At 40.0% G+C, this 7,547-nt stretch carries 11 protein-coding genes and 1 pseudogene; 4 read left to right on the top strand and 8 right to left on the bottom strand.

Annotation, left to right across the window (positions count from 1 at the left end):
• Positions 1–66 precede the first annotated feature (66 nt).
• A pseudogene (locus G4P69_RS34385) lies at positions 67–1,098 on the bottom strand (cobaltochelatase subunit CobN); the annotation flags it as partial.
• An 88-nt stretch (positions 1,099–1,186) separates the two neighbouring features.
• On the opposite strand from G4P69_RS34385, the gene G4P69_RS34380 reads away from it, so the two are divergent.
• A complete protein-coding gene (locus G4P69_RS34380) occupies positions 1,187–1,861 on the top strand; it encodes an N-acetylmannosamine-6-phosphate 2-epimerase (protein ID WP_208338904.1) in 675 nt (224 codons plus the stop codon).
• A 77-nt stretch (positions 1,862–1,938) separates the two neighbouring features.
• On the opposite strand, the gene G4P69_RS34375 is transcribed toward G4P69_RS34380, so the two are convergent.
• Positions 1,939–2,295 carry a hypothetical protein gene (locus tag G4P69_RS34375; protein ID WP_208338903.1) on the bottom strand — a complete coding sequence of 119 codons (357 nt, stop codon included), beginning with the start codon at positions 2,293–2,295 and terminating at the stop codon, positions 1,939–1,941.
• Position 2,296: 1 nt separating this feature from the next.
• Positions 2,297–2,638: a hypothetical protein gene (locus tag G4P69_RS34370; RefSeq protein WP_208338902.1), complete on the bottom strand. Its 342-nt coding sequence runs from the start codon at positions 2,636–2,638 to the stop codon at positions 2,297–2,299.
• A 120-nt stretch (positions 2,639–2,758) separates the two neighbouring features.
• Between G4P69_RS34370 and G4P69_RS34365 the strand changes: the two genes are divergently transcribed.
• From G4P69_RS34365 to G4P69_RS34355, 3 genes are all read left to right on the top strand, one after another.
• A complete protein-coding gene (locus G4P69_RS34365) occupies positions 2,759–2,977 on the top strand; it encodes a hypothetical protein (protein ID WP_208338901.1) in 219 nt (72 codons plus the stop codon).
• A gap of 266 nt (positions 2,978–3,243) precedes the next feature.
• Positions 3,244–3,417, top strand: coding sequence for a hypothetical protein (locus tag G4P69_RS34360; protein WP_243902095.1), 174 nt, complete (start codon positions 3,244–3,246; stop codon positions 3,415–3,417).
• On the top strand, positions 3,414–3,860 hold the full coding sequence (locus G4P69_RS34355) for a type II toxin-antitoxin system VapC family toxin (protein ID WP_243902094.1): 447 nt from the start codon (positions 3,414–3,416) through the stop codon (positions 3,858–3,860). Before G4P69_RS34360 ends, G4P69_RS34355 begins: the two co-directional genes overlap by 4 nt.
• Positions 3,861–4,136: 276 nt before the next feature.
• Here the strand turns inward: G4P69_RS34355 and G4P69_RS34350 are convergent, their stop codons facing one another.
• The 5 genes from G4P69_RS34350 to G4P69_RS34330 form a co-directional block, all read right to left on the bottom strand.
• Positions 4,137–4,364 (bottom strand): hypothetical protein, encoded by a 228-nt coding sequence (locus tag G4P69_RS34350; protein WP_208338900.1) that lies wholly within the window; start codon positions 4,362–4,364, stop codon positions 4,137–4,139.
• A 41-nt stretch (positions 4,365–4,405) separates the two neighbouring features.
• Positions 4,406–4,816: a type II toxin-antitoxin system VapC family toxin gene (locus G4P69_RS34345; protein ID WP_208338899.1), complete on the bottom strand. Its 411-nt coding sequence runs from the start codon at positions 4,814–4,816 to the stop codon at positions 4,406–4,408.
• Between the two features lie 2 nt (positions 4,817–4,818).
• The gene (locus tag G4P69_RS34340) at positions 4,819–5,058 is read right to left on the bottom strand and encodes an antitoxin (protein ID WP_208338898.1); all 240 of its coding nucleotides are present in this window, start codon (positions 5,056–5,058) and stop codon (positions 4,819–4,821) included.
• 288 nt (positions 5,059–5,346) lie between these two features.
• Complete coding sequence (locus G4P69_RS34335) at positions 5,347–6,729, bottom strand: slr1306 family protein (RefSeq protein WP_208338931.1); 1,383 nt, start codon at positions 6,727–6,729, stop codon at positions 5,347–5,349.
• A gap of 248 nt (positions 6,730–6,977) precedes the next feature.
• The coding region (locus G4P69_RS34330) for a CHAT domain-containing protein (RefSeq protein WP_208354393.1) at positions 6,978–7,547 on the bottom strand (570 nt) is incomplete at its 5' end.

Below are 7,547 nucleotides of genomic sequence, written 5' to 3'. Positions count from 1 at the left end.
CCGCTCCCTCATGTCCTAATAACCCACCACATCTTTTTTAAAATTAAATTTCCCGTATTTTAATTACTTAAAAAACACTCCACGATTAATATTTCCCCCTTCTCTTTCTGGTAGCGCCACATTCATAGCTATATCACGAGGCGAAAGCCCTTGAAACTGAGACTCCCATTGCTCAATAGCCCCGCCGCTATGAATAACTTGCAACACAGGCACATCTAGTTTTTGCCATAAATCAATCTGAGGTACTTCCGTATCTAACCGCGCCAAAGAGAAACTAGTTGTATTTAGCAGAACTGAAATTTGCTCCCCGGAATTTTTCGGCTTAAAAAACTCCATTAACTGAGCTTGTACATCAGTTTCCCGCAAAGAAGAAACAAACACTGGTACTGGTTCTAAATTTCGCTCTACCAAAGCTGCACACAAAGCATCTATAACCTTTGTATTCTTTGCCAAATAATGAGCACGATAAAACAGAATACCTACTCGCTCCCCTACTCCAGACTTTTGACTTTTGACTTTTGACTTTTGACTTCCCCAAAGGGGTGGCTTCCACTCATACAAACCCACACGAGGAATAACCTTTGGCGCTGGGGGATTAAATGAAGTTGATAAGCAAGTATCAGCAATAAACAAAAGAGCATTGACAATATTTTCAACACCACCTTCGTTGAAGTACCGCCACACCTGAGAAACTTTAGTTAAAGGCAAGGTTGAGTGAGAGATTAAATCAGGATCAAGAGCATCGTCCCCTGGCATAATAATCAGGGTTTTACCACTACGCTGCACCATTTCCTCTACTATTTCTAATCCATAGCTCCAGTAAGAGCGTCCGCCTAATAAGCGTAGAACAATTACCTGAGCAAACTCTAAAACTTCTTCAGCATAAGTATCAATACTAATTTGCTGTTGTAATTGCAACAAGTTAGCAACTCTAAATTCTGGAAATGTTGTAGGTAAATTTGAAACGGCTTTTGCTAAAGCTTGAATATCAGTATCAGCCGCCGTAAGAAAGACTAAAGGCGCTGGAGTTTGTTCTATAAAAGTGACTTCTTCCGATTGAGGATTCCATCCTCCTGATGTAGCATTTATACGATGCATATCCCTCTTTGTTAGAACAACACACCTTAACTTCAACGTACTGCGTCAAAGCTATGATTCTAATCATGATTAAGTTTAAAGTCAAACTATGCCAATTAAAACCCTACATCACGGACTTATCGTTTCCTGTCAAGCACCTGTAGATTCACCATTGCATGAACCAACGGTGATTGCAGCGATCGCGCAAGCTGCCGTTAATAATGGTGCCGTAGGAGTAAGGATCGATACCCCTGCCCACATTAGTACCGTACGAGAACGAGTTACAGTGCCTATCATTGGGCTATGGAAGCAAGTTATAGCTGGATACGATGTCTATATTACCCCACAGTTCCATCACGCTGAAGCTGTAGCAAAAGCGGGAGCAGATATCATTGCCATAGACGCGACTGATAGAAATAGACCAGGTGCTGAAACTTTAGCTGATATCGTTGCCAAAATTCATCAAGAATTAGGCAAACCAGTAATGGCAGATGTCGATACAATCGACGCTGCGATCGCAGCTTGTGCAGCTGGTGTAGATATAGTAGGGACAACTCTTTTCGGCTATACTGCTGCAACTAAGCATTTTTCACCCCCTGGGTGGGAATTGTTGACTCAGATGGTAAAACAATTAAATATTCCAGTGATTTGCGAAGGCGGTGTTTCTTCACCTGAAATGGCTCGTAAAGCGATTGATTTAGGAGCTTATGCTGTTGTTGTTGGCACAGCAATCACTGGTATTGATTATCTGGTCAGAGGGTATAAATCAGCGCTGATTGAGTAGAAATAGGTTAAATATGCTAACTATTTACCAAGTTACTGGACTTGAGGACTAGATAACATTACTGTTGTAATATTTACTTACTTAAGTGTAACAGTAGTACTGGTGGAATGAACTGCTGCCTTTTGGAGATGGAACTTGCCGTATAGGAGCGATATTTCAAAAATATCTGTATGAATCAAAGCTGGTTTACGGTGTGCATTCTCACCTAAATGAATACCGAATAAGTCTGCTTCTACATCTTCTGCTTCTTCGGGATCGTGCACATTCCACTTTATTTCGCGACAGTCTTCAAAGACTAGAATATAGGGCGATCGCTCTCCTGTTGGATCATATATACACTCAAAAGCTACCATAGTACCCCATCTAGACACTTTGACATTTTTAATCAGTGAAGTAAGTCCACCTAGATTTAGTAATGCGTAGTCGTCAGGCATATTAGTTACTCAACCTTTCTCCGGTAGTATGTGTATCAGGAATCAAGTTATTAGATTTGTCTCGTGTTTCTAGTAAACTTCCATCTTTATCAAGGCGTAAACCCTTGTTTATTCTGGTACCATCTAAACTATATATCGGCGCTGGTGTTCGTATAACTTCGCCATTAGGACGGATAGTAACTTTTGATCTGTCAGGAAACTTATACTCAACGTACCCTCCTGAAGTAATTTTCACACTTGCGCCCAGTCCTTGTAAAAAGTCATCTACTTCTTCGCGAGAAAATCCTGTTAAATCTCCAAATTCGGATGCAGCTCCATTCCCCCCTACTCCAGAACCAGTCACGCAATTCCCTTTTTATAATTTTCCCCACTTTTTCTTATCCTAAATTAGTAGATAGCTTTTTAGGTTGCTTTAATAAAAATTTTGGGAATTATATAAATGTGATAGTAAAAAAATGATTTTATGGAAAATAAGCAATCATTACCTTTTTGGGTCTGGCTATTAATAGGATTTTTTGCTTTAGCTATACTTAAGGTTGGGGCTGTTGTCCTAGGGGGTTTAGTCATGGTCTTCCAAGCTTTTGCTGCAATGAGTCCGAAGGAAAAAAGTGAAATGATACACCGCGCACATCTTGCTCATTCATTGCATCATAATTCTAAAAACAAAGACAAGCACAAATAGAAGAATTACAACCTCAAAATCACTCACTACCGCTCCCGTACGGGAGTGGGGTAAAACACCACTTTCATACTAGGTGGTGAAATTTTTTCTTCGGGACTAGCTTCCCTTTTAAAGGGATGAAAACCGCGTTCGAGAAGCCATTGTTGTCGACAATACGTGTAGCTGCTGTCTGGACTGGATACCAGTAGATACGAGGTTGGCAATTACTTAGAAATTAGCATAAATAGTAATTAAGTGTATTACTTTTTTAAACGGACAAGAGTGAGTTGATCCGGCGCTTGATTGCTGAGCGCTGGCTTAACTTGCAAGCAGGTAGAACTTTGGTTGATAGGCGAGGTGGACACCCTCAACACCTCCTGCAAGATGCGCCCGCTGATTTATCAGAACGAGCAAACCGGAAGAAAGCGATCGCTCAATATCTCAAACAGCGCCATCCATGACTTACCATCCGCTCATACTGGCAGATAGCGGGTTTTTGTTTGCCTACTACAGCGCCAGAGATAAACATCACCAAGAAGTACGTTGTTTCTTTGAAAGCTGCACTTCCAAACTAGTAACTACGCCTATCTGCATCGCAGAAGTCATGTGGTTACTTAGTTCTGATTGGCGCACACAAAACGAGTTTCTTCTAGACGTCGCTAAAGGACTCTACGAGTGTGAGCAGCTCTTACCTCAAGATTTTTCCCGCATTGCTCAACTGAATGCGACTTACTTTGACTTGCCAGGAGATTTTGCTGATTTATCCCTAATCGTCATTTCCGAGCGCCTAGATATTGCTGCAATAGCGACTTTAGCGCTCTTTCATCACTCTGAGAAGAGAATAATTGAAGCGACCAGAAATCGCGGCTACACAAGGTTAGTCCGCGTAGGCGGACTAACCTAAAAATAGCGTTTTAAATTTCGTCTGGCGAAAGTGATGAAAGAGCGTTAGATAGTGATTTTGATGTTTATCGACGTTATCGAAAAAAACCTTTTGAGCGAGTGTTCTTTCCCCAAGAGTAATACGCCAAGGGCGATCGCCTTGCGCTACGAGAACAATTAGATGACAGTACTCTTACTGATTTATAGTCTCGATATTGTAGTCCTCAATAGATTTTGATGCGGTATATGCTTGGAATACTTTTAGGTATATGGCTATCAAAAGTCAATGACAATTAATTTACGATTCATCGGCTAATAGTTCTTCTAGAATCTCTTCGGTTAGTCCTTTGACTTGAGCATTGCTGCCGATTCTGGCAAAAACCCTAAGTAAATCTTCATGTTGATTATTTAGAGAGTTTTTCTTTATTTCTTGAATCAGTTGTTCTTGTTCTTGTACTGTAAGTTGTAGAACAAGTTCAACGATCTGCTCAAAGGTTAGACTGAGTTGACTGTTTTTGTGTTTCATCCTAGTTCTTTAGGCTCAGGATACGGGAATTTGAGACTTTTTTAATCCGATTCGAGCCAGTTTTCTACTTTTAAATTAGAGACGCGAGAAAATTCACGAACATTGGCAGTAACGAGAGTTAAACCAAGGCTTAAGGAATGGGCAGCAATTAATAGGTCATTACCTCCAATTGGTTTACCCTGTTTTTCTAAGGTTGTGCGTATTTCTGCGTAATATTGCTCCACAGGATAACCTAGGGGTAGTATTTCAATACTATCCAGGATGACTTCAAGTTTTTCTACGAGCTTTTGAGATTTCTTTTTTTTCGCTCCAAATCTTAATTCACAAGCTATAATAATACTTGTACAAACTGTATTTTCACCCACAGTTTGGATTTTTGAAAATATCACACCTCTGGGGTTTTTAATTAGTTCGGAAATGATGTTTGTATCTAACAAGTATAAATAACTCATTTTTAAAGCTGGATATCATCTAAGGGTAATAATCCTTCATCCACGTCAGGAAACTCTTCGTCCAATGGTTCAAGAGTGGAAAGTGTTTCTAAGAGTGATTTTCTCTTGTATGGTTCAATTATCAATTTTCCATCTTCACGCCGAATAATCACCTCTGTCGCTGATAAGTTTAATTCTTGAGGAATCGTTAAGGTTTGGGTATTACCTTCTTGAATAAGTTTGACATGATATTGTGTATTCATTTTAGTTATTCTTATCTTTGTTTCTATTTTTTTGTTTAGAGAATCGTAAGTTAGTAAACATTTATTACTATATAACGAATCTTTATTTTTACATCGAGCTACAAAGCGTCTTCACTCCCCTAATTCTTGGTAAAATTACTTCAAAAGTTGCCTATAACCTAACCTCTGGATATTAAACTTTTAATATTTGGTTAGCGATGTAGTTTAATGCTGTTAGAGTTTGGGGAAGGATAACTGGGTAAAAGAGTAAAAGTTAATTTTATCCTAACCTCCATCCCCTTAACTCCTTCAGTTTTGGCTACCAATAAGTTGAACTTGAGATGATTCTGGTAGCAACCGCTTTACGCTTTGCTTAACAAAGCTTTGCAATAAAACAACTTGCTGGTTTTGTTGAAAAACTTGTTGTAAGGTTTGGCGTAGTTTGTCGAGATTCAATCCTGCTCCAGAATTGATTGCTATTTCCTGTTCTTGGAAATACTCGATTAGACTTAATCCAGATATCCGGGTGAGATAAGCTGCGCTAACTCCCTGTAAAACACCACCAGCAACAAAGGTGACAGCGTTACTTTTTAGAACTGTAGCGATCGCCTGCGAAGAAAGTTCCACTAAACCTAGTTTCACCATCAAACTTCCCATAGTACCAGCTACAGTCTGAGCTTGTTCTAAGGAAAATTTCTGCTGATAAATAGCGCCCAAATCCATAATCATTTGAGCATTTATGGCTGCGGTTGCCAAGATATCAAGGGTTGGTACTGGAGTAGCGAATGCGGCTGCGGCAGCTATCCACTGATATTGTTCAATAACTGGGTTAGCGCGATCGCGTCTTGTTTCATTCAACAAGTTTTTCGCTTCAGCTTTAAGCGATAAAGCTTTCCTCACGGTAGTTCCCCAGACTAGCTGTTGTCCATGAGTCGCCAAAGTTTCATTCAGTTGTTGTGTTAGCTGTTGAATATCAGGTGAAGGGACTTCCAGCCATTCTTGCACGGAACCATCTTGCTGGTGTTTGCGTACTTTGATTGGTAGAGGAGATGCTGCGATCGCTGGTACATTTTCCTGTATTCTCTGTTTAAGAGACAGCAGGACACTAACCCGTTCTTCTGGTAGATACTGGTCTTGTTTGTTAAATACCAGCATCATATTTTGATTGAATGCTTTCAGTTGCTGTATGGTCTGAAATTCCGACTCTGTTAAATCACCATTGGTGAGGAAAAGGAAAAAATCAGATTTGTTGACTTGTTCCAAAGCAGCTACATCCGACTTCTCGGTTGCTTGTGTAAATAAAGGTACTGTCTCTTGAAAATGTAAAGATTTTGGATGTTGCTGTTTTGATAGGACGTCGATCAAAGTGGTTTTACCCACTGATTTTCCGCCTGTGACGGCGAGATGAATTTCTTGTCTGTCTAACTCTGTTGTTAGATTAGCAATTTGTTCTTGCAGTGGAGATATTGCTGTATGGTTTTCTGCTTCTTGTACCAGTTGGTTTACTACAGCTTCAGCTTTGGCGATCGCACTTTCTGCTGTTGCTCGATCTACAGGTGTACTACCTAACTCTTCTGGAGTATCTTTTTTACGGTTTTGTTTCAGTAACCACAAACCGCCACCAACTGCTAACAGACTAACTAAGCTCAACTCTCCCACCTGCACCATTGAATGATGCAAACTGTCTAACATCCATAGAGAAAAAGACAGTCCTAATCCTCCCACTAATATCGGTCGCTGCAACTTCACAATATAGACATCTCCGCGTTTTTTGGATCGTTTCTACCTCAAGAATAGATCAAAACTCTGCTGGTTTAAATTAGAGAGCGACTGACGACAATAAAGCTAGAAAAATTAGGGCGGTACTAGCAAACCCATCATCCTTGCTGTTTGGGTATGATAACTGAGCAAATAATACTAAGTATGTAAATTTTTGTCAATTAACGCCGAGAAGAAAATTTTATACTAGTGTAGTCGCCGTAAAGATTAAACCCAGCCCAAAAAACGGGACTAGAAGTATCATCACTATTGCAATTGGGTAAACGACCTTCAAGACAACATAACTGGGTGAGACACAAGGCTTCATCCCGTGGAAACTTGTCTAAATATTCGTAAAATCTTGTCATAAAAGATACTGCAACCCTGTCGTCTATTTCCCATAGACAACCCAGGATACTTTGGGTACCAGATCGCCAGAGTGTTTCTGGTAAGCTGATAATCCAACGTCTGGGAAGTATAAAATGGTCTGCTGACCAACAGGAAGAAAGGGTAGCGTGGCGTAATTTGATTAAGTTCGTTTCAGAGAGTTCTCTTAAGCTGAGAATTTCTTGTTCTCCAGAATCAGAAATTAGTACCAGTCCAGATTTATCCGGTTGATTTGGCTTAAAAATGCCGTGACAAGCTATATGGAGTAGGGTTGCTTCAGATAGACTTTCAATAACTGCGGCTTTGTGAGCTAAACTATTCTCTAGGGTTAAGTAATTAATTTTACGATTGTCTAACCAGTTTTT

Source organism: Aetokthonos hydrillicola CCALA 1050, from assembly GCF_017591665.1.
Lineage (GTDB): Bacteria > Cyanobacteriota > Cyanobacteriia > Cyanobacteriales > Nostocaceae > Aetokthonos > Aetokthonos hydrillicola.
Note: the sequence above shows the minus strand (reverse complement) of the source record. Positions and strands in the feature narration are given on the sequence as shown.

What these genes read in the sequence shown, in the direction of transcription:
- G4P69_RS34380 (WP_208338904.1), top strand. Translation starts at nt 1,187, where the DNA reads ATGCCAATTAAAACCCTACATCACGGACTTATCGTTTCCTGTCAAGCA.
- G4P69_RS34355 (WP_243902094.1), top strand. Translation starts at nt 3,414, where the DNA reads ATGACTTACCATCCGCTCATACTGGCAGATAGCGGGTTTTTGTTTGCC.
- G4P69_RS34340 (WP_208338898.1), bottom strand. Translation starts at nt 5,058, where the DNA reads ATGAATACACAATATCATGTCAAACTTATTCAAGAAGGTAATACCCAA.
- G4P69_RS34345 (WP_208338899.1), bottom strand. Translation starts at nt 4,816, where the DNA reads ATGAGTTATTTATACTTGTTAGATACAAACATCATTTCCGAACTAATT.
- G4P69_RS34335 (WP_208338931.1), bottom strand. Translation starts at nt 6,729, where the DNA reads ATGTTAGACAGTTTGCATCATTCAATGGTGCAGGTGGGAGAGTTGAGC.
- G4P69_RS34350 (WP_208338900.1), bottom strand. Translation starts at nt 4,364, where the DNA reads ATGAAACACAAAAACAGTCAACTCAGTCTAACCTTTGAGCAGATCGTT.
- G4P69_RS34375 (WP_208338903.1), bottom strand. Translation starts at nt 2,295, where the DNA reads ATGCCTGACGACTACGCATTACTAAATCTAGGTGGACTTACTTCACTG.
- G4P69_RS34365 (WP_208338901.1), top strand. Translation starts at nt 2,759, where the DNA reads ATGGAAAATAAGCAATCATTACCTTTTTGGGTCTGGCTATTAATAGGA.